A 23,254-nucleotide genomic window follows, 5' to 3' on the forward strand; every position below is an offset into this window, starting at 1 on the left:
GGCGGAGAGCAGCCGACCAACGGTCGGCTCTACCATCGGGCGGAGAGCAGCCGACCAACGGTCGGCTCTACCATCGGGCGGAGAGCAGCCGACCAACGGTCGGCTCTACCATCGGGCGGAGAGCAGCCGACCAACGGTCGGCTCTACCATCGGGCGGAGAGCAGCCGACCAACGGTCGGCTCTACCATCGGGCGGAGAGCAGCCGACCAACGGTCGGCTCTACCATCGGGCGGAGAGCAGCCGACCAACGGTCGGCTCTACCACCGGGTCGCCCAAAGGGGGGGGGGCGGTGTTTTATCCGTGCGGGGATTGCAACTGGGCGTCCAGCTGCGCCAGACGCTCCGGCGTGCCTACGTCGGTCCATCGGCCGCGATGGTGCTGGCCGGTCACACGGCCCTGCGCCATCGCGTGGCGCAGGAGGGGGACGAGGCTGAACTGCGGCGGTGTCGCGCCGGCCCCGGTGGTGTCGCCGATCACCGCCCGCCAGCCGTCGAGGATCGCCGGGCGGTACACGCCGATACCGGCATAGGTGAGTCGCGCGCTGTCGCCGTCATCGCTGACGCGACCATCGGCGTGCAGGATGAAATCACCGCGCGGGTGCTGCGCGGGATTGTCGACCAGCACCAGATGCGCATCGCCGGCAGGCGTGCGCGGCAACGTGGCGACCTCCATATCCGTCCACACATCGCCGTTGATCACCAGGAACGGTGCCTCGCCGAGAATCGGCAGGGCATTGAGGATGCCGCCACCGGTTTCCAGCGGCACGGCGCCCTCATCGATGAAGTGCAGGCGCAGCCCCCAGCGCGCACCGTCGCCCAGCGCGGGTGCGAACTGGTCACCCAGCCAGGCGGTGTTGATCACCACCTCATCGATGCCGGCGGCAGCGAGCCGTTCCAGGTGCCACACGATCAGCGGCTTGCCCCCGACCACCAGCAGTGGCTTGGGCGTGTGCAGGGTCAGCGGGCGCATGCGCTCGCCCTTGCCGGCCGAGAAGATCATGGCCTTCATGGGCGCGCCTGCACCGGTTCGGCGATGCGGGCCAGGGCCGGTTTGATGCGCAGCTCGAACAGGTCGTGCAGTGGGGCCAGCTCGGGATGGCGCGGCAGCACTTCATCCAGATAGCGGATGAAACGGGGTGCATCCTCGAAGTAGTGACCCTTGCCGTCGCGGTCGCGCAGGCGCACGAACAGGCCGAGAATCTTCAGGTGGCGCTGCACGCCCATCCAGTCGGCGTCGCGCAGGAACTGCGGCCACGGCCGCACCGGCAGGCCGGCGGCCAGGGCGAGCGCGTGATAGCGCGCCAACCACGCGTCCACGCGTTCGATCGGCCAGCTCAGGAACGCATCCTTGAACAGGCTGACCGGGTCGTAGGCGATCGGCCCGCGCACCAGATCCTGGAAATCCAGCACGGCCGGCCCGCCGTCGATCGGCATCAGGTTGCGCGGCATGAAATCGCGGTGGGTCAGCACCTGCGGCTGCTGCAGGGCGTTGTCCATCAGCAGGCGGTGCATGCGCTGCAGGTGCTCGATCTCGCCGCCGTCCAGTGCCAGGCCGAGGTGACGTTGCAGGAACCATTCGTCGAACAGCCCGGCATCACGCTGCAGCAGCGCCTCGCCGAAGCTGCCCATGCCCTCGGGCACCGGGATGGACTGCAGCCGGATCAGTTGCGCGAAGGCGGCATCGAACCAGGCATCGGCGTTGTCGGTGTCGATATGGCGGGCCAGCGTCGGGCCGCCCAGGTCTTCCAGCAGCAGGAAGCCGTTGTCTTCATCGCGTGCCAGTACCTGCGGCACGCGCACGCCGTTGGGCTCGAGCAGGTCGTGCATGCGCAGCCACGGGCGCACATCCTCCAGCCCGGGCGGGGAATCCATCACGATGTGGCTGCCGCGCGCGCTGGTGGCGCGCCAGTAGCTGCGGAAACCGGCATCGACCGACGCACGGTCAAGCGCGGTGGCCGGGTCGCCGAGGGCGGCGCAGGTCCACTGCCGGCGGTGTTCGGCGCGCAGCGGATCGGAAGCGGGATCGTTCATGGACGGGTACGTCGAAGCGGCGCCGGAAGGCGCGCGGGAAGAAAGAAGAGGGCGATGCTCAGCGCTTGCTGCTGAACAGCCGGAGCACGGCCAGGACCGCGACCGCACCGAGGATCGCGCCGATGAAACCGGCAGGCTCGCCGCGGGCATACCAGCCCATGTACTGGCCGAACCAGCCGGCCAGCAGGGCGCCGACGATGCCGAGCACGATGGTCAGCAGGCAGCCCATGCGGTTGTTGCCGGGCATGAAGAAGCGCCCGAGCAGACCGACGACGAAGCCGACCAGGATGATGTAGAGCCAGCTGGTGCTGCCAAACAGTCCGTTCATGCCAAATGCGTCAGTAGAGGTGGACGCAGCCTAGCAAGGCCAGGCTGCGTCCGCCAACGTCAGCAGCAGCCGTGACCACCGTGACGGGTGCCGCTGTCGGCGGCGACCGGCGAACCGCTGGTCTCGCCACGCAGGCTGGCCGCGTAATGCTCGCTGATCACCTTGGACACGCAGGAGGTCACGCGCTTGCCCATCGGGATGTGCAGGAACTCGTTCGGGCCGTGTGCGTTGGAGTGCGGGCCGAGCACGCCGGTGATCATGAACTGCGCGCCCGGGAACTTCTCGCCGAGCATGCCCATGAACGGGATCGAGCCGCCTTCGCCCATGTACATCGCCGGCTTGCCGAAGAAGGTCTGGCTGGCGTCGTCGATCGCCTGGGTCAGCCACGGCGCCATCGCCGGGGCATTCCAGCCGCTGGAGGCCTTCTCCAGGTCCAGCTTCACTTCCGCACCGTTCGGCGGATCGCGCAGCAGGGCTTCTTTGAGCAGCTCGCCGCAGGCTTTGCCGTCAGCGGTCGGGGGCAGGCGCAGCGACAGCTTCACCGCGGTATGCGGGCGCAGCACGTTGCCGGCCGAGGCCAGCGGCGGCAGGCCGTCCACACCGGTGACCGACAGCGCCGGGCGCCAGGTGCGGTTGAGCACCAGTTCGGCCAGGTCGTCGTTCATCGGGCGCAGGCCATCGACCATCGGGAATTTCTCGAAAATCGCGGTGTCCACCACTTCAGCGGCACGCTTGGCCTGTTCCTGGCGCTCGGCCGGGATTTCGACATTCATGCCGTCGATCAGGATGCGGCCGGTGTTCTCGTCCTCGATGCGCGAGATCAGCTGGCGCAGCAGGCGGAAGCTGGACGGGATCACGCCGGAGGCATCGCCGGAATGCACGCCTTCGTTGAGCACCTTGACCGAGAAGTTGCCGCCGGTCAGGCCGCGCAGCGAGGTGGTGCACCACAGCTGGTCGTAGTTGGCGCAGCCCGAATCCAGGCACACCACCAGCGAGGGCTTGCCGATGCGGTCGGCCAGGTGGTCGACATAGGCGGGCAGGTCGTAGCTGCCGGATTCTTCGCAGGCTTCGATCAGGATCACGCAGCGCGCGTGCGGCAGGCCTTGTTCCTGCAGCGCCAGCACGGCGGCCAGCGAACCGAACATCGCATAGCCGTCATCGGCGCCGCCGCGGCCGTACAGCTTGTCGCCGCGCAGCACCGGGATCCACGGACCCAGGTCGTCGTCCCAGCCGGTCATTTCCGGCTGCTTGTCCAGATGGCCGTACAGCAGGATGGTGTCGTCGCCGGTCTCGGCGCCGGAGGCCGGGATTTCCAGCAGCAGCAGCGGGGTGCGGCCTTCCAGGCGCACGACCTCGACGGTCAGGCCCGGCAGGTTCTGGGCGCGGGCCCAGGTTTCCATCAGGGTGACGGCCTGTTCCATGTAGCCGTTGGCGACCCAATCGGCGTCGAACATCGGCGATTTGTTGGGGATACGGATGTAATCGACCAATTGCGGGACGATCTCGTTGTCCCACTTTTCACTGACGAATTGGCCGAGCTTGGCGCTGTCCATCTGAACTCCGGAGTGCTTTTGACAAGTCCCGCCATTCTACGCCTGCGCTGGGGTAGGTATTTCCCTACACCACGTCGGGTGTTAGGCCTGCTGTGTGAAGGTGCCGTGGACGATAGGCTGTGTGTATGTGGCGAGGGACGCTGGAACCTTCGACAGGATTGCCGGCAGGGGCCGGTTCCGAGCCACAAGGAGTTACACGGTGGGACCTTGGTTTTCGTGCAGGGCGCTGGTGCTGGGACTGCTGTTGAGCGGAATGGCCTTCGCGGCCGATCGGATCAACATCAATACGGCGGACGCGTCGACGCTGCGGCAGGGACTGGCGAACGTGGGGCCGATGAGGGCCGAAGCGATCGTCGCGTACCGGCGACAACACGGACCCTTTGAACACGTCGAGGATCTGGCGCGGGTGAAGGGGATAGGGACAGCTACCGTCGAACGGAATCGACAACGGATGACGACCGGGGCCAGGCAGGCGCCGGCCGAGGCACCGCCCAGGAGGGCAGCGCCGGCCTCCGTACCAAGGCGCTGAACAACAGGACAGGTCGGGACAGGCAGGACGCCGGTCACTGGTCGCCACGGCAGGATGCCGCGGCGGCACCGACAGCTGCAGGGAGGCAGCACGCAGGGAGGCGGCGCGGAAGGATTGGCGCGGACCCACCAGGACGGTGGCATCCAGACCCCGGGAAGGGTTGAGATGGCGGAAGCATATACGGCCGAGTGCAGGACGCATGGCCGGCACCCAGACTGGGCAGGATGCACAGGGGGAAGGCGGGATGCCGACAAGGATGTATCGATTGCCCGGTCTGCACAGGATGTGTGGCCGGGCAATTACTTTTTGGGGCGCACGAAAACCGGCAGCAGGGCTGCGCGTGTTTTCGCGAACGCATGCAGGCACTTCGTGTAGCGTGGCGGCATCTCTTCGAATGGATGCACGACATGGCAGTACGCAGCACGCTGTTGAGTCTGGCCCTCGGGACGCTGCTGGCGACCGGGATGCTTCCCGCCACGGCCGCCAACAGTGCGCCGACGGCCAGCAAGACGACCGAGGCCCCGCGCGGTCCCACCGATCTCAAGCCCGGCGAGTTTCTCTGGCATCCGGAGATCTCCCCGTCCGGCCCGATCGTGCTGGTGGTCAGCCTCGATGAGCAGCGCGCCTACGTGTACCGCAACGGCATCGCGATCGGCATGAGCACGATCAGCTCGGGCAAGACCGGGCATGAAACCCCCACCGGCGTGTTCACGATCCTGCAGAAGGACAAGGACCACAAGTCCAACCTCTACAACAGCGCGCCGATGCCCTACATGCAGCGCCTGACCTGGGACGGTATCGCGCTGCACGGCGGCAGCCTGCCCGGTCACCCGGCCTCGCACGGCTGCGTGCGGCTGCCACAGGCGTTCGCGCAGAAGCTGTTCGGCGAAACCCACCGTGGCGATACCGTGGTGGTGGCCGATGCCAAGAGCGCGCCGATGACGCTGGCCTATCCGGCCGTGCTGGCGCCGGTCAGCAGCACCGGCAAACCGCTGGTCGAGAGCACCGACGCCCCGGCGCATTACTGGAACGATGCGGCGGCCCCGGCCGGCCAGGTCGGCATTCTGGTCAGCCTGCATGATCAACGCCTGTATGTGCTGCGCGATGGCGTGCTGATCGGCGAGTCGCGGTTGGAGGCCAAGGCCTTGCCGGCGTTCGAGGGCACCACGTTGTTCGTGATGGGCCAGGGCTACCAGGACAACCCCAGCCCGCTGGACCCGCACCGCCCGCTGCACCGCTGGACCGCCTACCCACTGCTGGGCCAGACCGCCGCCAATGCCACCCCGGACCTGCTCGCCACGCCGAGCCTGCCGATGGCGCTGCCGCCGGAATTCGCCGAACAGCTGTACAGCGTGCTGGTGCCCGGCACCACGCTGCTGGTGACCAGCCTGCCCGCGGTTCGCCCGGTGGCCGATGAACAGAACCTGCAGCCCGTCTTGGAATCCGACGCCGGCGGGTCCACGTTGTAAGCGTTGCCTCCGGTTGGTGTGCTGCCCATGCCCGTTGTGAAATTGCTGCCTGCCGCGTTCTGCGGCCTGATCGCGTCCGCCACGGCGGGCGCGGCCAGCCCTGCGCCGGCCCCGGAGGCGAATCCGGTGCAGATGGCCGAGATGCTCTCCAAGGCCGCACCGGCTGCGGACAAACACGTGTTGCAGCTGGCGGCCCGCGCGATGCGCTGTGCGTTGCGCCGGCCGGAACTCGGCGTCGACCCGGGCAAGTTGAGCGTGATCGATTACTCGCGGCCGTCGACCGAACCGCGCATGTGGATTTTCGATCTGACCCGCCAGCGGCTGCTGTTCGAGGAGTGGGTCGCGCATGGGCGCAACAGCGGTGACAACCGTACCCAGCACTTCTCCAACAAGGACGGCAGTTTCATGTCCAGCCTGGGCGCGTTCACCGCCAAGGAAACCTACATGGGCGGCAACGGATATTCGCTGCGCCTGGAAGGGCTGGAGCCGGGCTTCAATGACCATGCCCGCGACCGCGCGATCGTCATCCACGGCGCGCCGTACGTGAATCCGGCGATCGCGCGCCTGCAGGGCCGGCTGGGCCGCAGCCTGGGGTGCCCCGCTGTGCGGCTGTCCGTGGCGCGGCCACTGATCGACAGTCTGCGCGGCGGCACGATGGTGTTTGCGTATTACCCCGACAAGGACTGGCTGGCGCGTTCGCGCCTGCTGGAACCCGATTGCGGCGGCGTGTCCTGAGGCAGCTCTGCTGCGTCGGCTCAGGCACACTGGCGCCATGTCGACCGATACCGTCCTGAGCGCGGCCAGCCGCGTCATCCCCTCCTTCGAATACCGCCGCGAACGCTGGCGCAACGGCCTGGGCTGGACCCGCGAGATCCTGCGCGTGCCCGACAACGACGATTGGCAGGTGCGCCTGTCGATCGCCGAGATCGAGCAGGACGCCGCGTTCTCGGCCTTTCCCGGGATCGACCGCGAACTGGTGCTGCTGCGTGGCGAAGGCCTGCACCTGCGGTTCGCCGATGGCGCACTGCATACCCTGATGCCGCCGCACGACCGCCTGCGGTTTGCGGGCGAAGCGCAGGTGACCGGCGAACTGATCGACGGGGTGACCCACGATTTCAATCTGATGTGGCGGCGCGATGCCGTGCAGGCCGAGCTGCTGCACCGGCCGCTGGTGGGCAGCATGTTCTTCTTCACCGAACCGGCGGCGGCGTGGGCGATTCATCTGCTTGCCGGCCAGGCCGAATTCGAAGGCGAGCCGTCGCTGGCACCGCTGGCCGCCGGTGATACCGCCTGGTTGGCCGCCGGTGAGCGCCGCCGGTTTGCCTTGCACGGCGGCGGCGAGTTGCTGGCGATCCGTGTCACTGCGGGGGGCCGCAACGCCTGAGGGCCTGCCGACAATCCTCAGTACACGTCGCGCCGGTAACGTCCGGCCACGATCAAGGCCTCTTTCCCGTCGCGGCCCAGCGCCTGCTCGATCACCGCATCCACCGCCGGGGCCATGCCCTGCAGGCTGCCGCAGACCAGGATCGTGGCACCGTCGTGCACCCACTGCTGCAGCGTGTGGATCTGCGCCTGCAGCCGGTCCTGCACGTAGTGATGCTCACCACCGTCGCGACTGAACACCGTATCCAGACGCGCGATCCAGCCGTCGCGCTGCCAGGCGCGCAGGTCGTCGCCGAAGAAGAAATCGTGCGCGGCCGTACGCTCGCCGAACAGCAGCCAGTTGCGGCGCGCGCCGGCACTGATGCGCTCGCGCAGGTGGGCGCGCAGGCCGGCGATGCCGGTGCCGTTGCCGATCAGGATCAGCGGCGTTGCCGCTGCCGCACCGTGGAAGTTCGGGTTGCTGCGGAAGCGCAGATCGATGCGGCCCTCCAACGCAGCGTGATCGCACAGCCAACCACTGCCCAGCCCCGGGGTGCCATCAGGACGCAGCTGACGGCGCAGCAGCAACTGCACCTGGCCTTCGGCAGGCAGGCTGGCGATGGAGTACTCCCGGTGCGGCAGCGGGCGTAGCGCGGCGACCAGTGCGTCTGTGTCGGTAAACGCGGCCGTCTCGTCGCTGCTGGGCAGATGCGCCCGCGCGAGATGCGCACGCAGCGGCTGTCCATCGATGTCCGCATCGCCCTCACAGGGGGTATCGCGCAGCCAGGCCTCGACCTCGGCCGGCGAATGCTGCGGCCCGATCTCGACCACGTCGCCGGCCTGCCACGTCGGCAGCACGCCATCGGCAGGCACCAGGGTGATGCGGTAGGTCGGTGCGCCCGGGCTGCCCGGGTTTTCCAGATGGCGCGCCTGCAGTTGCCAGGGCAGATAATCGGCCGGGGCCCAGTCCGGCAGTTCGGTCGCTTCACCACCGAGCTGGCCGAGCAGTTGCTGCCAGTGGCGCAGTGCGCCGGGATCGGCATTGTCCACTTCGACGGTATCGAACAGCGGATGCGCACCGTGCTGACGCAGCCACGCATCGAGCTGGTGGCCAAACGCGCAGAAATGCCCGTAGCTGCGATCACCCAGTGCCAGCACGCCGTACTGCAGCTGCGGCAATGCGAGCGCCTGTGGCATCACCTTGCGCAGGAAGGGCAGGGCATGATCCGGCGCATCGCCTTCGCCGGTGGTGCTGACCACGAACAACACCTGCCCGCTGCGCTGCAGAAGCTCGGCCGTCACCGCATGCAGCGCGCGGATGCGGACCGGCAGGCCGGCAGCGCGCAACGCCTGCGCACTGCGTTCGCACAGCTGCTGCGCGAAGCCGGTCTGGCTCGCCCAGACAAGCAGGATCGGTGCGGGTCCGTTGTCGGCCACGTGGTCTTCGCGCGCGCGCCCGCGCCACCAGATCAGCGTGCAGAACGCGGCATAGCCCACCAGGCTGCCCGCTGCCCAGCGCCACTGCGAGGCCAGGGGTGCGCTCTGCCACCACGCGTCACCCAGATGCAGGCGCAGCAGCGCCCAGGCGATGACCGCCAGCAACAACATGACCGCCAGGTTGCCCAGCCACGCACGGGAAGGACGCAGACTCATGCCGCGCCCACGCGGTCGTCGGCGAGCAGGTGCTCGAATGCGGGACTCATCTGTTCCTCGATCCCGTGCGCGCCCCGGCTGACAACGCGGGCGGCCAGTGCATGGGTGCGCGCAAATGTGATGCCCTCGTCGGGGCCCATCACCGTCAATGCGGTGGCCCAGGCATCGGCCTGCATGGCACTGTCGGCGACCACGGTGACCGCGGCCGCAGCGCGCGTGACCGGTGCACCGGTGCGCGGATCCAGTGTGTGGCTGAACTGCTCGCCGCCCTGTTCGAAGTGATGCCAGCGATCACCGGAGGTGGCCACCGCCCGATCTCCCAGCGCGAGCACGCGTGGCGGATGGTCTGCCTGTGCATCGTCTTCCGGGGCCGATTCCACCAGCACGCGCCACGGCTGGTCATCAGGCTTGCGGCCAAAGCCGTGCAGCTCGCCGCCGACCTCCACCAGTGCGGCGTGCACCCCGTTCCCGCGCAGCCACCTGCTGACCTGATCGACACCAAATCCCTTGGCAATCGCCGACAGATCCAGCGCCAGCCCACCGGGTTGCAGCAGGCGACCGGGCTGCCACTGCAGCCGTTCCCACCCACACCGCGCACGGGTGGCGGCGAGGGCGGCCGCATCGGGAATGCGCCGGGCCTGCGCCTGTGCGCCGAATCCCCACAAGGCCACCAACGGGCCGATGGTCGGATCGAAGGCGCCGCCGCTGCGCTGTGCGATGTCCAGCGCGCACTGCATCACGGTGTCGAACAAGGGCGGCAGCGCCTGCCACTCACCCGCGGGCGCACGGTTGAAGCGCGCGATATCGCTGTCGGCTTCCCACGTGCTCATCTGCGCCACGATGGCGTCCAGCTGCGCCTGGATGCCGGCGTGCAGCGGGTGCAGGTCGCGGCTGCGCGCCACGGCCAGCTTTACCTGCCAGGTGGTGCCCATGGTGTGGCCGCCGAGGCTGGCGATGTCGAGATCCGGGTTGTTCATGGGGATGGGCACGTCGGGCCTAGTAAGCCCGATGGCCGGACTGCGTCGGGTGAAAAGCCCCCGTCGTGTCGACGGGGGCGGGGTGAGGTGGACGGCGCGTGCAGCGGCCGCGCCGAAGGCCGTTACTCGGGCAGCACTTCCAGCGTGGCCACGTAGCTCAGGCGACGCTTCTTGGCTTCCTTGATCGAGGTCTTGCTGTCCTCGGTGCCGGTTTCCAGCCAGTACATGCCTGCTTCCGGCCAGGTGACGACGAACTCGCCCTTGGCATCGGTGCTGACCTTGATCTCGTCCTGGGCGTTGCGGTACCGGGTGCCGCCGCGGGTGATCTCGAACGCCAGGCCGGCGGTCGGCTTGCCGTCGACCAGCACGCGGAAGCGCGCGGCTTCACCGGCGACCAGATCGTTCGGGTGAGCCAGCGCGATCATCTCGATGCCCTGGTTGGTCGGCTTGAGCGCGGTGTCGTTCGGGGAGCCGTTGGTGACGAAGGTTTCCACGCGACCGACCGACTGCGAGACCTGCAGGTTCCTGGCGTTCTTCGGCACTTCGGTGGCGAAGGTGGCCGGCGTACCGCGCCAGCGCTTGGGCTTGCCGTCCTCTTCCCAGCTGGCCGACAGACCGTTGTTGATCGTGGCCAGGCGGTAGGTGCCCTGCTGGGTCAGCTCGACATCGAACACGCTGCGGAACTTGCCGGTCGCCGCGTTCTGCGGCTGCACGGTGCTGCCGTCCGGCGCGGTGATGACCAGGCTGTCCAGGCGCAGCGGCACGTGGTTGAAATAGAACAGGTCGTTGGAGACCGCCGCATCGACGGTGATCCACGGGTTGGTGCCCGCGATCACGGTCTGCGAGGGCTGCAGCCAGGCCTTGTGGGCCAGGGCGGAGAACGGAAGTGCGGCGGCCATGGCGGCGGCGAGGACGAGCGTGCGCTTCATCGAAAAACTCCAGGTGGATGGGGGATCAGGGCTTGGCGGTCAGGGTGACCAGACCGAGTTCGGTCGCGCCCTGGGCCTTGCCGGACTGGGCGGACGTGGCCGGCCAGGTGAAGGGGATCTTGAGCAGTTCGCGGCCGCCGACTTCGCGCACCGCTTCCACCACGAGGGTGTAGTTGCCCGGTGCCAGCGCCTTGAGCGCCGGCTGCTTGTCGCTGAAGGAGAGCGCGTGCTTGCCGACCGGGCGGGTCGGGCCGGTCACGCCGTCCACCGGCACCTCCAGCGTGCGGCCGCTCTTGCGCCACCACTGGCGCAGGTCGGGCAGCCACTTGGTGCCATGGCCTTCGGCGTTGCCGGTCTGCTGGTACCAGACGGAGAGGTTGGCGGCGACCTTCTGGTCGGCCCCTTCCAGCCACACGGCCACATACGGGCGGTGGTACTCGGCCACGTTGAGCTTGGGCACCTCGACGTTGATGTCCAGGGTGGTGGCATAGGCCGGCGAGGTGGCCAGCAGGCCGCTCAGGGCGATGGTCAGGGTGACGCGCATGGTGCGGCTCCGGAAGGGACGGTCAGTGGATGAGGATCAGGGCGATCAGCAGCGGGATCAGCAGGCCCAGGCCGACCAGCGGCCAGGTCATGCGGCGCTGGCGGGCATGCAGGTGCAGCAGGAACAGGCCGGTGATGCAGAACACCAGGCAGGCCACGGCGAAGATATCCAGGAACCAGCCCCAGGCGGGCCCGGCATTGCGCCCTTTGTGCAGATCGTTGAAATAGGACACCCAGCCGCGTGCGGTGGATTCGTATTCCACGTCGCCCGTTTCGCGGTCGATGCTCAGCCAGGCATCGGCCCCCGGGCTGGGCATGGAGAGATAGATTTCGCCATCGGACCATTCGGCCGGGCGGCGCCCGATCGAGATGCCGAGCTGCGCATCCAGCCAGCGGCTGGCCACCCGGGGAATGGGCGCGTGGCCATCGGCGCGGTCGCCCAACTTGCCGAGCAGGTCAGCAGGCAGCTCGAGCTGGCGGCTGACCACCTGCGGCGTGGCTTCGATCCTGGCCGCGTGGTTCAAGGTGATGCCGGTCGCGGCGAACAGCAGCATGCCGATCAGGCACACCGCCGAGCTGATCCAGTGCCACTGGTGCAGCGTGCGCAGCCAGAAGCCGCGGCGTTGTTGTTGCACGCTGGAAGAAGGAGCGCTGGTGGCCACGGTCGGGAGAGAGAGTACTGAGGGGCGAATTACACCATTGATGAGAATGATTCGCAATTTGTGAAAAAAGAAGGCAGCGTTCCGTCGCCGGCGCGCTGCCCGAGGTCAAGGCCAGCGGCGACGTCACTCAGGACGCCGCCGCGGTGTGCCTCAGAACTTGGCGTTCAATGAGATCCAGTAGCTGCGACGCTGATCCTTGGTGGCGTAATCGTCCACGCAGCTGAACTCGCTGTCGCTGATCAGCACGCATGACTGCGAGACGAAGTCCTTGTCGAACAGGTTGTTGACCCGCGCGTTGACGGTCAGCCACTTATTGATATCCCAGCTGCCGCCGAGGTGGAAGATCGTGTAGTCCTCGTAATAGCGGGTCTGCGAGCTGCTCACGCCGCCGACGTTGCTGACCAGCGTGTCGCGGTAGCGGTCGTAGCGGCCTTCGCCGATCAGCGACAGGCTCACCGCCTCGCTGATCTGCCAGTTCAGGCTCGCATTGGCCATGTGCTTGGCCGGGTTGCCGGTGATCGGCAGGCCCTTGCCGGTGCCGCTGGTCTGCTCGCTCTTGGTCCAGGTGTAGTTGCCGCGCAGCTGCAGGGTGTCCAGCAGATCGACCTGGGCGGCGGCTTCGACGCCGCGGGTTTCGGCCTTGTCGATGTTCACGCTCTGGCCGAAGGTGCTGTAGCCCAGCTCGGCCCAGCCCGGACCGATGTCCACGCAGTAGCTGCCATCGTTCGGGGCGACTTCGCAGTTGGCGAAGGTGCCGCCGCTGGCGATCTTGTCATCGAACTTGTTGAGGAAGCCGGTGAGGTTGAAGCCCCAGCGATCGCCTTCGTAGTAAGTGGCGATTTCGTAGTTGGTGCTGGTTTCCGGCTTCAGGTTGGGCGAGCCGACCAGCGGGGTCACGCCCTGGCCGCCGAAGCCGACGATGCCCGGGAACAGCTGATCCGGACGCGGGGTCTTGTAGCCCGTGCTGACGCCGCCCTTGACAGTCCAGGCATCGCTGGCGTTCCACACCAGGTAGGCGCGCGGGCTGACGTGGCTGCCGAAGATGTTGTGATCGTCATAGCGCACGCCGACCGTGGCGGTCAGGGTATCGGTCAGCGACCAGTTGTCCTCGGCGAACAGCGCCCACATGCGGTGCTGCTGCTTGACGTTGTTCTTGTAGCCGTTGCCGTCCATGCCGAACACGCCATCGACCATGTCGGTGTCGTTGTACTGGCCGCCCACGGTGAGCTTGTGCGCGCCGAAAGTGAGATCGAGCATGGTGTCCAGCACGTTGCCCTTCAGCTCCATCGTGCGCAACGGGCGCGGCAGGAAGGCCTGCAGGCGCGCCAGTTCGGCGGCGTTGAGTGCGCCCAGTCCGTTGCGTGCGCCGGCCGCGCAGTTGGCGGCGGCACCGGTGCGGCGGCAGACGTCGTTCCACAGGCCCTGCAGATCGGCGCGTTCGTCCAGGGTCAGCGGCAGCGAGCGGCCGAGGTTGTTGCTGGTGATGTGGGTCAGCGTGGTCTGCCAGGTGCCGAACTCATAGCGGCCCTGATGGGTCAGCGCCAGCTGGTCGCGCTCGTAGCGCTGGTAGGCGGTGTAGCCCACGCGCGGCTGCACCACGCGGCGGGTGATGTTGCCCGGGCCGTTCGGATTGCGGATCGTCGCATTGCCGACGCGCCACAGGCTGGCCAGGCTGTCCAGGGTGCCGGTCTGGCCTTCGCTGTTGTCGTACTTCTGGCGCGACACGTCGTAATCCAGCCACAGCTCGTGGTCGTCATTGACGATGAAGTTCAGGCGCAGGCCGGTGTTCCAGTTGGTGTTGGCCACCGCCTTGCCGCCGCCACCGAAGCCGATGCTGCGCGACCACAGCGTGCCGTCCGGCAGCGGCAGGTCATCCCATTCCGGGTTGGAGGCTTTGGCGTCGTAGTAGCTGCCGCGCACCGACAGGCCCAGGCGGTCCTTGACCAGCGGGCCACTCAGGTAGACATCGGTGCTGCGGGCATCACCGAACTGGTCGTCCTGCTGCATCGTGAAGCCTTGGGTGACCGCGCCATGCCACTCGGTCTGGTTGCGGCGGGTGATGATGTTGATCACCCCGCCCATCGCATCGGAGCCGTACAGGGTCGACATCGGGCCGCGGACCACTTCGATGCGTTCGATCGCATCCAGCGGTGGCATGTACGAGAACTGGCCGCCACCGAAGTTGTTCGGGTACAGGTTGCCGGCGTTGCTCTGGCGGCGACCGTCGATCAGCACCAGGGTGTAGTCCGAGGGCATGCCACGCATGGAAATGGTGGCGCGGCCGTTCTTGTCGGTCGGCTCCATGCCCACGTCGATGCCTTCCACGTCGCGCAGTGCATCCACCAGGCTGGTGTACGGGCGCTTGCTCAGCTCCTCGCGGCTGATCACGCTGATGCTGGCCGGGGCATCGGCGATCTTCTGCTCGAAGCCGGCGGCGGTCACGACCACCTTGTCCAGCGTGGTCGGGGCGGCGGCCTCGCCGTTGGCGAAGGCCGGGGCGCTCAGCGCACCGAGCAGGGCGATGGACAGGGTGCAGCGGGACAGGGACGTGCGACGACGATGGCGCTGGGCCATGGGGGTAACCTCGGAAAGAAGAACGCGGACGCAACGCGGCAGGCCGCAGGGCGGCAACACGCGCAGGAATCAGGGAGGCCCGGAACGGGCAGAGCGTGCGTGACCGCGCGGGGCGCGATGGCGCCGCGGGCAGTCGGGTTCAGCCCTGCGGAGGGGCCTGGCCGCGCTGGACGCGCAGGCCGGGTGCAGCAGGCAGCGGCGTGGCCGGTGCCGAATCAATGGCGGGTACGACCCGTGGCGGCTGTGCTACCAGCGTGGCCATCAGCGCATCCAGCGATTCCACGACCGGTGGCAGCGACGGCTGCGGCGGTGGCGTGGAAGCAGGGCGCGCGCTGGCGACCCGGCGCGGCTTGGCCGGGGTGTCTTCCTGCACCGCGGTCTCACCGCCGCCGACAGGGCGCTCGTCCATTGGCATCTGCAGGACCATCACGGTGCTGCCCGGGGCAACGCGCTCGAGTACCGGCAGGCCGGTAAACAGCATCGCCAGCACCGCCAACCACGCCAGCACCACAGGCAGCGCCGGGCGCTGCCCGCGCATGGCGGTGGCAAAGCTGCGATGGCGGTGGGGGTGGCGCAAGGGAAGATCCCGAAAGGGCGGACCGGACCTCCGGTTCGCAACGCGCCGAGATTGTAGTGAGAAATGTTCCCAAGCGCAAATGGGAATGATTTGCGATTGCGGGGGCCTATGGCGCCAGGCTCAGATCTCGCTCCAGCGTCGCAGGAGATTGTGATACACGCCGGTCAACTGCAGCACGGCCGCGCTGTCGGCACCGGTGGTGCGCAGCGTTTCGATCGCACTGTCCATCTCCAGCAGCGTGCGCCGCGCGCTGTCATCGCGCACCATGCTCTGCACCCAGAAGAATGAGGCCAGCCGCGACCCACGGGTGACCGGATTGACGCGGTGCAGGCTGCTCGAGGGATACAGCACCAGATCGCCGGCGGGGAGCTTCACCTCGTGCTCGCCGTAGGTATCGCTGATCACCAGCTCGCCGCCGTCATAGTCGTCCGGCGCGGTGAGGAACAGCGTGCACGATACGTCCGAGCGCAGATGACTGCGCTGTCCGTCCAGCTGGGTAATCATCACCGCCCCATCCACGTGGAAGCCGTACTCGCCGCCGCCCTGGTAGCGGTTGAAACGGGGCGGCAGAATCCGCAGTGGCAATGCCGCCGCGAAGAACAGCGGATGCCGGTCCAGGGCGCCCAGCACGATCCGGCCCAGCTCGGCCTTCAGGGGCGAGGCGTCGGGCAATTGTTCATTGCGCTTGACCTGCGCGCCCTGCGCGCCGACGGTCTCGCGCCCATCGGCCCATGCCGCCTCGGCCAGCGCGCGCTGGAGGTGGGCCAGTTCATCCGCGCTCAGTATGTCGGGAACATGCAGCAACATGACAGGGTCCTTGTACGACGCAGGGGAGGGCTCCCCTGCGTCGGCCGGTGGTCAGAAGCGGAAGTCCGCACTGAACAGGACGGTGCGCGGGGCACCCGGGGTGTAACGGTAGCCGCTCTTGTTGATCGCAGCCACGTACTGCTTGTCGAACAGGTTGTAGGCGTTCAAGCGCAGCACCAGGTGCTCGTTGATGGCATACGAAGCCACCGCATCGTAAACCGTGTAGGACTTGGTGAAGGCCGGGGTACCGACCGCACCGTCGGTGCCGCGATGCATCTGGCCGGCGTAGCGCACGCCGCCGCCGATCGTCAGGCCGGACGGGAAGGCATAGCTGGTCCAACTGGTGAAGGTGTCGCCCGGGGTGTAGGTCAGGTTGCGGGTGCCGTCGGCGGCGACGTTGGCGCCTTCTTCCACCTCGGTATCCAGATGGCTGTAACCCGCCGAAACCGACCAGTTGTCGGTGATGCGGCCCACGGTGGAGACTTCGATGCCCTGCACCGACTTCTTGCCGGTTTGGGTCGGGTTGCCCGCATCGTCCAGGACCTGCGTGTTGATCTCGTTGCTGACCTCGGTCTTGAACAGCGCCACGTTGAAAGCGAGTGCGTCATCGAGGAAGGCCCACTTTGTCCCCACTTCGACGGTCCTGGCTTTCTGCGGCTCCAGGCTCGGATTGTCAGCGCTGCTGGTAGAGGCGCTCAGCTGGAAGTTGCTGCCGCCCGGCGGCTGCTGGGAGAGGGCGTAGTTGGCGTACAGGCTGACGATGTCATCGACCTTGTAGACCGCGCCGAGCTTCCAGTTGAGCAGGGTGTCCGAATGTTCAAGCGAGGGATTGGCGATCACGGTGCCAACCGGGTTGGCGCCACAGGCCGGACCACGGCCGCCGCACACCGACGCACTCTGGTACTCGGTCGAGTAGTGGTCCGCGCGCAGACCTGCGGTGACCAGCAGGCTTTCGCCGAGGTTGAGGGTGTCGAAGAGATAGATCGAGGAGGTGGTGGTCTTGCCGTGGCTGTCGGCGCCGTTGTGTGCCCAGGTCAGTCCGGTCGCGTTCCAGTCCGGGGCATACAGGTTGGCCGGCGACCAGGTGGTGCCACCGGTGGCGGCCTGGCCGAAGCTCTTGAGCTCCTCGCGGGTGAATTCCAGGCCGGCGCTCAGGTTGTGCACGATCGCCCCGGTGGTGATATCCGCCCGCAGGTTGAGCTGGTCGGTCAGGATCGTGTTCTGCTGGTCCTTGAAGGTCGGCAGGCTGCGCGCGATGGTGTAGCTGGCTGGATCGGCCGGGTTGGTGAAGCGGATGTTGCCGGTCGGTGCGCCATTGGCACCGCGCGTGCCGGTACCCATGAACGCGGTCAGCAGGTAATCCTGGTCGGTGCGGCCCCAGCGGGCGGTGTTGGTCACGCGCACGGCGTCGTTGATGTCGTGCTCGATGCGGAACGTCGCCATCTTCGCGGTGACATCGTCGTGGTCGGCGCGGGTGCCGTAGAAATTCTCCGGATCGACCGGCTGGCCGGCCAGCTGCTCCAGGCTGGGCTGCGGCGTCCAGCCCGGCAGGCCCAGGGTCGGCACGCCGCCGTCGGGCACGTTGTCCTGGTCCACGTAGAGCAGGTTGAGGAAATAGCGCGTGCTGGTGCCCAGGCCGAACGCCAACGACGGTGCGATGCCCCAGCGGCGGTTGTTGACGTGGTCGCGGCCGGGTTGGTCGCTGTCCTGCCACATCGCATTCACGCGCAGCGCACTGGTTGCGCCGAGCGCCTGGTTCCAATCGGCGGTGCCGCGCTGCTGGCTGTCGGTACCGGCCGAGACCGTGCCCGACACGGCGTTGTGCAGGTTGGCCTGTTTGCTGACCATGTTGATCGCACCCGTGGGTGCCGAGCGTCCGTTGTCGGTGCCGGCCGGGCCCTTGGCTACCTCCACCTGCTCGGTATTGAACACATCCCGCGAGATCGAGCCGAGGTCGCGCACGCCATCGACGAAGATGCTGCTGGAGGTGTCGAAGCCGCGCATGAAGATGCTGTCGCCGGTGTTGGTGTTGCCGTTCTCACCCACGTAGAACGTACCCACCCCCGGGCTGTTGCGCAGCGCATCGGTCAGCGTGGTCGCGCCCTGCTGATTGAACAGGTCGCTGGTGATCACCTGGATCGTCTGTGGGGTGTCCTGCAGCGACTGGGTGAACTTCGGGGAAGCGACCTTGTCGGCCTTGAAGCCGCGCACGCCGCGCACATCGATCTGATCCAGGGTCTGCGGCGTGTTGCCACTGGACTGGGCGTGCGCGATGACCGGCAGGACAGCCAGGCTCAGCCCGGTGACCAGGCCGGCAGTGGCGCGACCGGCAACGGTGCGCGGAAAGGAAGAATGCTTGCGGCTCTTGATCATGGTGTGGACGATCCGGGAAGGGAAAGACGGGCGGCGCGGCGCGCGCGGGGAACAGCGGCCGGCAATGGAGACGCGGGCACGCGAAGCCGTTCGCACTGCGCACAGGCGCAGGCACGGCACGCCCCACGCGGTGCGTGGGGCAGGGATCAGGCGTGGGGAGGCGCGTGGCCGGGATTGAGCCGCAGCGAAGGTTCCAGCCGCTGCCGCCGCAGCGCATCGGACGGCCACAGCGGGACCAGGGTCGTCCAGGCGGTGCGCCGCTGACGCAGGGGCACGCCGACATGGCCGAGTTCGGGATCGGGGCCGGACTCGGCGGCCGACGGGGGCTCTGCCGCCGGGAGCTCGGGCACGGGCATGGCCGGGGCGGTCGCCGTCGGCGAGATGTCCCAGGCCAGCGAGGTCCGTGCCGGCGCCTTGCCTGGCTCAGCGCTGCGCTGGGGTCCGCTCAGCCCGCGGCACGCCAGCAGCACCACGCAGAGCGTGGCCCACAGGGCAAGAGCGCCAAGAAGAGAGCGGTGGGCGGACACGGGCTACCGGACGGGCGCGACCGGCTGGCCGCAATGCCTATCGTAATAGGAATAATTCGCGTTTTCAAAAAGCCGCCGTTCAGCCCGGCTCAGTCGCGGTCGTCGCGGGCCCAGACCGCGTCGTGTTCCCGCTTGACCGGGAACTTCGCGACCGGCGAGTAGGCGGGGGCGCACAGCGCGGCGCCGTCGCGGATATCGAAGCGGGCCCCGTGCAGGACGCACTCGATGCTGGCCTCGCCGATATCAAAGGTGCCCGAGGACAGCTCGAACTCGTCGTGGGTGCACTGGTCTTCCAGCGCGTACAGCTCGCCGTCCAGGTTGAACACCACGATCGGCGTGCCGGTCACTTCATCAAAGGTGCTCTTCATCTCGCCCGGCAGCAGCTCGGCGCTGGCGCAGACGAAGGTCCAGGTGTCGCTCACGCCGGCACCGCCAGCGGCTTTTCCAGGATCTCGAAGCGCAGGTCGTCGCGCTTGGGGATGCCGAAGCGTTCATCGCCATACGGGAAGGGCTTCTTGATGCCGGTGCGCTGGTAGCCGCGGCGCTCGTAGAAGGCGATCAGTTCGTCGCGGATGTCGATCACCGTCATCTGCATGACCGGCACGCCCCACTCGCGCGCGGCGTGGGCTTCGGCGGCCAGCATCACCTGCTTGCCGACGCCGCCGCCCTGCTGGGTCGGGTCCACCGAGAACATGCCGAAGTAGCCCTTGCCCTGGTCATCGGCGATATGTGCGCAGGCCAGCAGCTGGCCCTCGCGCTCGGCCAGCAGGATGGTGCTGCGCGGGCGCTCGATGTCGGCCTGAAGACCCTGCGGGTCGATGCGGGCGCCATCGAGGAGGTCAGCCTCGGTGGTCCAGCCGGCGCGGCTGGCATCGCCCCGGTAGGCGGAGGTGACAAGGGTGACGAGGGCGGGGATGTCGGCCAGCGTGGCGGCGCGGTAGGTCAGGGTGCTCATGCCGCCATTTTAGGCTGGCCGGGGCCCGGACGGAAACGACCGGGGCGGGCAACGAAAAACGCCGTGGCAGGCCACGGCGTTCCAGGGGGGCACAGACGAGGCGGGCTCAGCCCAGCAGCTTGCGCACCTTGTTCAGCGCCACGATGAAGCGCTCGATCTCGTCATGCGTGTTGTAGAACGCCAGCGAGGCGCGGCAGGTCGCGGCGACGCCGTAATACTGCAGCAGCGGGTGCGCGCAGTGCTGGCCCGAGCGCACGGCAACACCTTCCAGATCCAGCAGGGTGGCCAGGTCGTGCGAATGCGCGCCCTCCACCAGGAAGGAGACCACCGCCGCCTTGTCCGGCGTGGTGCCGAAGATGCGCAGGCCGTCGATCTTGCCCAGTTCTTCGTTGAAGTGCGCCAGCAGCTCGGTTTCGCGTGCTTCCACGTGGTCCAGGCCGAGCGATTCGAGGTAGTCCACCGCCACGCCCAGGCCGATGAAACCGGCGATGTTCGGGGTGCCGGCTTCGAACTTGTGCGGGGCATCGTTGAACACGGTGCCCTCGAAGCTCACTTCCTTGATCATCTCGCCGCCACCAATGAACGGCGGCATGGCGTCCAGGTGTTCGCGTTTGGCCCACAGCGCGCCGGTGCCGGTCGGGCCGCACATCTTGTGCCCGGTGATGGCATAGAAGTCGCAGCCGATCGCGGGGATGTCGACCTTGCGGTGCGGTGCGGCCTGCGAGCCGTCCACCACGGTGATGATGCCGCGCTTGCGGGCCTCGCGGCAGATCTCGCGGACCGGATTGACCGTGCCCAGCACATTGGACACATGGGCAACGGCGAGCAGCTTGACCTCGGGGGTCATCGCCGCACGCAGTGCGTCCAGATCCAGGGCACCCTCCGGGGTGATCTCGGCCACGCGGATCGTCGCGCCGGTGCGCTGGGCGACCAGCTGCCAGGGCACGATGTTGGCGTGGTGTTCCATGCGCGAGACCAGGATGACATCGCCGGCCTTCAGCCGCGGCAGTGCCCACGAATAGGCGACCAAGTTGATCGCGAAGGTGGTGCCGCTGCACAGCACGAGCTCGCTGGCGCGCACATTGAGGAAGCGTGCCAGCTTGTTGCGTGCGCCTTCGTAGGCATCGGTCGCCTCGGTGCCGAGCGCATGCACCGCACGGCTGACGTTGGCGTTGTAGCGGCGGTAGAACTCGTCCAGCGCGCCGATCACCTGCACCGGCTTCTGGCCGGTGTTGGCGTTGTCGAAGTACACCAGCGGCTTGCCGTGCACTTCGCGCATCAACAGCGGGAAGTCCAGTCGCACGCGGTCCCAATCGGGCGCGGCGCCGGTATCGGCGACCGGGCGCGGCGTGGACAGGTTCATGCCACGCCCGCCAGGGCCAGTGCACGGGTGAGCTGGGCGGTGAGCTGCTCGGTCAGGCGTGCGTCGAGCGCGTTCAACGGTTCATGGCAGAACGCCGCGCTCAGCAGCTGCTGCGCGCGATCGGCCGGCAGGCCGCGCGAGCGCAGGTAGAACAGCGCATTCGCATCGAGCTGGCCGACCGTAGCACCATGGGCGGCCTTCACTTCGTCGGCGTCGATCACCAGCGTGGGCTGGGTATCGATCTCGGCATCGGCCGACAGCAGCAGGTTCTTGTTGGACAGGTTGGCGTCGGTGCCATCGGCGCCTTCGCGGATGTGGATGCCACCGTGGAAGACCACGCGGCTGCGGTTGGCCGCCACACCACGCCAGACCATTTCCGAGGCGGTATCGCGTGCGATGTGCTCGATGCCCAGGCGGGTATCGACATGGCGGCGGCCGTTGCCGAGCAGCACGCCGTTGGCGGTCAGCTGGGCGTTGTCGCCTTCCAGGCGGACGTTGAGCTCATGGCGGCTCAGCGCGGCGCCCAGTTCCAGATCGACACGACGGTACTGCGCGTTGCGGGCCAGCACGGCGTCGGTGCGCAGCAGCGAGGTGGCGCGGGTGGCGTCGGCCTGCACACGGGCGTGCGAGAGCACGGCATCCTGTGCCAGGTGGACGTGCACGAGGGTGTTGTCCAGGTGCGCGGCATCACCGACATGCAGGTGGTGCTCGACCACGCCCAGCGCAGCGCCAGCGCGAAGTTCGATCAGGTGGCGGTGGTGCCAGGACAGATCGGTCTCGCCAGCCACGCTGATGAAGACCAGCTGCAGCGGCGTCTCGACCTGCACGCCGGCTTCCACGCGCAGCAGCACGCCTTCATCGGCGAGCGCGGCGTTGAGGCGGGCGAACACTTCCTCGCTGCGCTCGAAGCGGCGGCCGAGGAAGCGAGCGGCTTCATCGCCCGCGGCCAGCGCCGACGACAGGGTCGCCAGCTGCACACCGGCCGGCACCGCGGCGACATCGCTCAGCGCGCCGGACGGGCGACCATTGACGAACACCAGCCGCGGCGACGGAATGTCGGCCAGCAGGGCGGCATCGACCACGGCCGGGGCGAGCGGGGCGGGCTGGAAGCTGCGACGCTCCAGCTGGCGCAGGGAGGTGTATTTCCAGGCTTCGGTGCGCGGGCCGGGCAGGCCGGCCTGCAGGGCGGCATCCAGCTCGGCGCGACGTGCATCGCTGCCGCAGAAGCCGCTGGCGAGGGAATCGAGCAGGGCGCTCATCAGACCGCTGCCTCCGGCACCACGCGGTCCTTCAGGAAGTGGTAGCCATGGGCTTCCAGTTCCAGGGCCAGTTCCGGGCCGCCGCTCTGCACGATCTTGCCGTCGGCCAGCACGTGCACCACGTCCGGCTTGATGTAATCGAGCAGGCGCTGGTAATGGGTGATCACGATGAAGGAGCGGTCCGGCGAACGCAGCGCGTTGACGCCGTCGGCCACGCTCTTGAGCGCGTCGATATCCAGGCCGGAGTCGGTTTCATCTAGGATCGCAAGCTTCGGCTCGAGCACGGCCAGCTGGAAGATCTCGTTGCGCTTCTTCTCGCCACCGGAGAAGCCTTCGTTGACGCCGCGGTGCAGCAGCTCGTCCTTCAGGTGCAGCACGGCCAGCTTCTGGCGGACCAGCTTGAGGAACTGCATCGAATCCAGCTCTTCCTCGCCGCGCGCCTTGCGCTGGGCGTTGAGCGCCGCGCGCAGGAAGTAGGTGTTGTTCACGCCGGGGATTTCCACCGGATACTGGAAGGCCAGGAACAGGCCGGCGGCGGCGCGTTCTTCCGGCGCCAGCTCGAGCAGGTCACGGCCTTCGAACTGCACGCTGCCTTCGCTCACGTCATAGCCGTCGCGGCCGGCCAGGACGTTGCCCAGGGTGGACTTGCCGGCGCCGTTGGGGCCCATGATGGCGTGCACCTGGCCGGGCTTCACGTCGAGCGAGAGGCCCTTGAGAATCTCTTTTTCGCCAATGCGTGCGTGGAGGTTGTCGATCTTCAACATGTCGATAATCGTCTTGTCAG

The 23,254-nt window shown here is 67.8% G+C and carries 23 protein-coding genes; 4 read left to right on the top strand and 19 right to left on the bottom strand.

Features of this window, described 5'->3' with window-relative positions:
* Positions 1-294: 294 nt before the first annotated feature.
* The 4 genes from murU to ABE422_RS16605 are packed head-to-tail and all read right to left on the bottom strand — an operon-like array spanning position 295 to position 3,911.
* The gene (murU, locus tag ABE422_RS16590) at positions 295-1,008 is read right to left on the bottom strand and encodes an N-acetylmuramate alpha-1-phosphate uridylyltransferase MurU (protein WP_346483355.1); all 714 of its coding nucleotides are present in this window, start codon (positions 1,006-1,008) and stop codon (positions 295-297) included.
* Complete coding sequence (locus ABE422_RS16595; protein ID WP_346483356.1) at positions 1,005-2,030, bottom strand: phosphotransferase; 1,026 nt, start codon at positions 2,028-2,030, stop codon at positions 1,005-1,007. Before ABE422_RS16595 ends, murU begins: the two co-directional genes overlap by 4 nt.
* A 58-nt stretch (positions 2,031-2,088) precedes the next feature.
* Entirely contained in the window at positions 2,089-2,358 is a 270-nt protein-coding gene (locus tag ABE422_RS16600) for a GlsB/YeaQ/YmgE family stress response membrane protein (protein ID WP_019185648.1), read from the bottom strand.
* 59 nt (positions 2,359-2,417) lie between these two features.
* Positions 2,418-3,911, bottom strand: coding sequence for a M20 family metallopeptidase (locus ABE422_RS16605; protein WP_313212597.1), 1,494 nt, complete (start codon positions 3,909-3,911; stop codon positions 2,418-2,420).
* Between the two features lie 253 nt (positions 3,912-4,164).
* On the opposite strand from ABE422_RS16605, the gene ABE422_RS16610 reads away from it, so the two are divergent.
* The 4 genes from ABE422_RS16610 to ABE422_RS16625 all read left to right on the top strand — a co-directional run bounded on the left by ABE422_RS16610 (position 4,165) and on the right by ABE422_RS16625 (position 7,293).
* Complete coding sequence (locus ABE422_RS16610; protein WP_313212612.1) at positions 4,165-4,440, top strand: ComEA family DNA-binding protein; 276 nt, start codon at positions 4,165-4,167, stop codon at positions 4,438-4,440.
* A 464-nt stretch (positions 4,441-4,904) separates the two neighbouring features.
* Positions 4,905-5,909 (top strand): L,D-transpeptidase, encoded by a 1,005-nt coding sequence (locus ABE422_RS16615; RefSeq protein ID WP_313212613.1) that lies wholly within the window; start codon positions 4,905-4,907, stop codon positions 5,907-5,909.
* Positions 5,910-5,936: 27 nt separating this feature from the next.
* Entirely contained in the window at positions 5,937-6,644 is a 708-nt protein-coding gene (locus tag ABE422_RS16620) for a murein L,D-transpeptidase catalytic domain family protein (protein WP_313212598.1), read from the top strand.
* A 37-nt stretch (positions 6,645-6,681) separates the two neighbouring features.
* On the top strand, positions 6,682-7,293 hold the full coding sequence (locus ABE422_RS16625; protein ID WP_346463850.1) for a HutD family protein: 612 nt from the start codon (positions 6,682-6,684) through the stop codon (positions 7,291-7,293).
* A gap of 17 nt (positions 7,294-7,310) precedes the next feature.
* Here the strand turns inward: ABE422_RS16625 and ABE422_RS16630 are convergent, their stop codons facing one another.
* The 15 genes from ABE422_RS16630 to sufC form a co-directional block, all read right to left on the bottom strand.
* Complete coding sequence (locus tag ABE422_RS16630) at positions 7,311-8,924, bottom strand: flavodoxin domain-containing protein (protein ID WP_346483357.1); 1,614 nt, start codon at positions 8,922-8,924, stop codon at positions 7,311-7,313.
* Positions 8,921-9,901: an FAD:protein FMN transferase gene (locus ABE422_RS16635; protein WP_313219147.1), complete on the bottom strand. Its 981-nt coding sequence runs from the start codon at positions 9,899-9,901 to the stop codon at positions 8,921-8,923. Before ABE422_RS16635 ends, ABE422_RS16630 begins: the two co-directional genes overlap by 4 nt.
* 122 nt (positions 9,902-10,023) lie before the next feature.
* Positions 10,024-10,830, bottom strand: coding sequence for a DUF4198 domain-containing protein (locus ABE422_RS16640; protein WP_346483358.1), 807 nt, complete (start codon positions 10,828-10,830; stop codon positions 10,024-10,026).
* A gap of 25 nt (positions 10,831-10,855) precedes the next feature.
* Positions 10,856-11,374: a DUF2271 domain-containing protein gene (locus ABE422_RS16645; RefSeq protein WP_313217466.1), complete on the bottom strand. Its 519-nt coding sequence runs from the start codon at positions 11,372-11,374 to the stop codon at positions 10,856-10,858.
* A 22-nt stretch (positions 11,375-11,396) separates the two neighbouring features.
* The gene (locus tag ABE422_RS16650) at positions 11,397-12,035 is read right to left on the bottom strand and encodes a PepSY-associated TM helix domain-containing protein (RefSeq protein ID WP_345784554.1); all 639 of its coding nucleotides are present in this window, start codon (positions 12,033-12,035) and stop codon (positions 11,397-11,399) included.
* A 150-nt stretch (positions 12,036-12,185) separates the two neighbouring features.
* Complete coding sequence (locus tag ABE422_RS16655; protein ID WP_346483359.1) at positions 12,186-14,609, bottom strand: TonB-dependent receptor; 2,424 nt, start codon at positions 14,607-14,609, stop codon at positions 12,186-12,188.
* A 139-nt stretch (positions 14,610-14,748) separates the two neighbouring features.
* Positions 14,749-15,186 (bottom strand): hypothetical protein, encoded by a 438-nt coding sequence (locus ABE422_RS16660; protein ID WP_313217470.1) that lies wholly within the window; start codon positions 15,184-15,186, stop codon positions 14,749-14,751.
* A gap of 120 nt (positions 15,187-15,306) precedes the next feature.
* Positions 15,307-15,993, bottom strand: a complete 687-nt coding sequence (locus ABE422_RS16665; RefSeq protein ID WP_313212606.1) for a Fe2+-dependent dioxygenase — start codon at positions 15,991-15,993, stop codon at positions 15,307-15,309.
* Positions 15,994-16,044: 51 nt separating this feature from the next.
* Positions 16,045-18,366, bottom strand: coding sequence for a catecholate siderophore receptor Fiu (locus ABE422_RS16670; protein ID WP_346463860.1), 2,322 nt, complete (start codon positions 18,364-18,366; stop codon positions 16,045-16,047).
* Between the two features lie 146 nt (positions 18,367-18,512).
* On the bottom strand, positions 18,513-18,893 hold the full coding sequence (locus ABE422_RS16675; protein ID WP_346483360.1) for a hypothetical protein: 381 nt from the start codon (positions 18,891-18,893) through the stop codon (positions 18,513-18,515).
* Between the two features lie 89 nt (positions 18,894-18,982).
* A complete protein-coding gene (locus tag ABE422_RS16680; protein ID WP_346466299.1) occupies positions 18,983-19,315 on the bottom strand; it encodes a non-heme iron oxygenase ferredoxin subunit in 333 nt (110 codons plus the stop codon).
* Positions 19,312-19,848, bottom strand: coding sequence for a GNAT family N-acetyltransferase (locus ABE422_RS16685; protein WP_346483361.1), 537 nt, complete (start codon positions 19,846-19,848; stop codon positions 19,312-19,314). The genes ABE422_RS16680 and ABE422_RS16685 overlap by 4 nt, the downstream gene beginning before the upstream one ends.
* 106 nt (positions 19,849-19,954) lie before the next feature.
* The gene (locus ABE422_RS16690) at positions 19,955-21,211 is read right to left on the bottom strand and encodes a cysteine desulfurase (protein WP_346483362.1); all 1,257 of its coding nucleotides are present in this window, start codon (positions 21,209-21,211) and stop codon (positions 19,955-19,957) included.
* Positions 21,208-22,470, bottom strand: a complete 1,263-nt coding sequence (gene sufD / locus ABE422_RS16695; protein ID WP_313217484.1) for a Fe-S cluster assembly protein SufD — start codon at positions 22,468-22,470, stop codon at positions 21,208-21,210. The genes ABE422_RS16690 and sufD overlap by 4 nt, the downstream gene beginning before the upstream one ends.
* The gene (gene sufC, locus ABE422_RS16700) at positions 22,470-23,234 is read right to left on the bottom strand and encodes a Fe-S cluster assembly ATPase SufC (protein ID WP_088432788.1); all 765 of its coding nucleotides are present in this window, start codon (positions 23,232-23,234) and stop codon (positions 22,470-22,472) included. The genes sufD and sufC overlap by 1 nt, the downstream gene beginning before the upstream one ends.
* Positions 23,235-23,254: the final 20 nt, after the last annotated feature.

The organism is Stenotrophomonas sp. TWI1151 (genome assembly GCF_039673135.1).
Lineage (GTDB): Bacteria > Pseudomonadota > Gammaproteobacteria > Xanthomonadales > Xanthomonadaceae > Stenotrophomonas.

Excerpts from the sequence above, each read along its gene's own strand:
- murU (WP_346483355.1), bottom strand. The coding sequence starts at position 1,008 with ATGAAGGCCATGATCTTCTCGGCCGGCAAGGGCGAGCGCATGCGCCCG.
- ABE422_RS16595 (WP_346483356.1), bottom strand. The coding sequence starts at position 2,030 with ATGAACGATCCCGCTTCCGATCCGCTGCGCGCCGAACACCGCCGGCAG.
- ABE422_RS16600 (WP_019185648.1), bottom strand. The coding sequence starts at position 2,358 with ATGAACGGACTGTTTGGCAGCACCAGCTGGCTCTACATCATCCTGGTC.
- ABE422_RS16605 (WP_313212597.1), bottom strand. The coding sequence starts at position 3,911 with ATGGACAGCGCCAAGCTCGGCCAATTCGTCAGTGAAAAGTGGGACAAC.
- ABE422_RS16610 (WP_313212612.1), top strand. The coding sequence starts at position 4,165 with ATGGCCTTCGCGGCCGATCGGATCAACATCAATACGGCGGACGCGTCG.
- ABE422_RS16615 (WP_313212613.1), top strand. The coding sequence starts at position 4,905 with ATGCTTCCCGCCACGGCCGCCAACAGTGCGCCGACGGCCAGCAAGACG.
- ABE422_RS16620 (WP_313212598.1), top strand. The coding sequence starts at position 5,937 with ATGCCCGTTGTGAAATTGCTGCCTGCCGCGTTCTGCGGCCTGATCGCG.
- ABE422_RS16625 (WP_346463850.1), top strand. The coding sequence starts at position 6,682 with ATGTCGACCGATACCGTCCTGAGCGCGGCCAGCCGCGTCATCCCCTCC.
- ABE422_RS16630 (WP_346483357.1), bottom strand. The coding sequence starts at position 8,924 with ATGAGTCTGCGTCCTTCCCGTGCGTGGCTGGGCAACCTGGCGGTCATG.
- ABE422_RS16635 (WP_313219147.1), bottom strand. The coding sequence starts at position 9,901 with ATGAACAACCCGGATCTCGACATCGCCAGCCTCGGCGGCCACACCATG.
- ABE422_RS16640 (WP_346483358.1), bottom strand. The coding sequence starts at position 10,830 with ATGAAGCGCACGCTCGTCCTCGCCGCCGCCATGGCCGCCGCACTTCCG.
- ABE422_RS16645 (WP_313217466.1), bottom strand. The coding sequence starts at position 11,374 with ATGCGCGTCACCCTGACCATCGCCCTGAGCGGCCTGCTGGCCACCTCG.
- ABE422_RS16655 (WP_346483359.1), bottom strand. The coding sequence starts at position 14,609 with ATGGCCCAGCGCCATCGTCGTCGCACGTCCCTGTCCCGCTGCACCCTG.
- ABE422_RS16665 (WP_313212606.1), bottom strand. The coding sequence starts at position 15,993 with ATGTTGCTGCATGTTCCCGACATACTGAGCGCGGATGAACTGGCCCAC.
- ABE422_RS16670 (WP_346463860.1), bottom strand. The coding sequence starts at position 18,366 with ATGATCAAGAGCCGCAAGCATTCTTCCTTTCCGCGCACCGTTGCCGGT.
- ABE422_RS16685 (WP_346483361.1), bottom strand. The coding sequence starts at position 19,848 with ATGAGCACCCTGACCTACCGCGCCGCCACGCTGGCCGACATCCCCGCC.
- ABE422_RS16690 (WP_346483362.1), bottom strand. The coding sequence starts at position 21,211 with ATGAACCTGTCCACGCCGCGCCCGGTCGCCGATACCGGCGCCGCGCCC.
- sufD (WP_313217484.1), bottom strand. The coding sequence starts at position 22,470 with ATGAGCGCCCTGCTCGATTCCCTCGCCAGCGGCTTCTGCGGCAGCGAT.
- sufC (WP_088432788.1), bottom strand. The coding sequence starts at position 23,234 with ATGTTGAAGATCGACAACCTCCACGCACGCATTGGCGAAAAAGAGATT.